The organism is Agrobacterium sp. MCAB5 (assembly GCF_052114365.1).
Taxonomy (GTDB): Bacteria; Pseudomonadota; Alphaproteobacteria; order Rhizobiales; family Rhizobiaceae; genus Agrobacterium; species Agrobacterium tumefaciens.
Genome location: NZ_JBFREP010000321.1, coordinates 1 through 395 on the forward strand (window position 1 = coordinate 1; position 395 = coordinate 395).

Below are 395 nucleotides of genomic sequence, written 5' to 3' on the forward strand. Positions count from 1 at the left end.
AGTCTAGTCTTTCGTTCTAAAGAAATCATGTTGATGAGCTGACTGCTTGTTGTTTTCCAAGGGCTTTTGCTTTTGGGGTTTGATTTTGTGACTGCAWTGAGCGGTCTGTTTTTTGACAATTGAATATGAGAAGAAAGAGAAACGTGGGCGGCGAAGCTTGCGGGGTCTGAAGGAATTCAGGCTCTGATGGAATAGACTTTGACGGTCACGTTTTAATGAGACAACACCAATTTTGCGAGCAGCGATGCTTGGATGAAATTGATGTGAGTTCTCGTCGATTCAGAATAACGTGACAATAGTCAATGATTGAATTCTCAACTTGAGAGTTTGATCCTGGCTCAGAACGAACGCTGGCGGCAGGCTTAACACATGCAAGTCGAACGCCCCGCAAGGGG

At 44.9% G+C, this 395-nt stretch carries 1 rRNA gene; it reads left to right on the forward strand.

Annotated elements, in window-relative coordinates:
- Positions 1-315: 315 nt before the first annotated feature.
- Positions 316-395: ribosomal RNA gene (locus AB4Z23_RS28825) — 16S ribosomal RNA — on the forward strand; the annotation flags it as partial.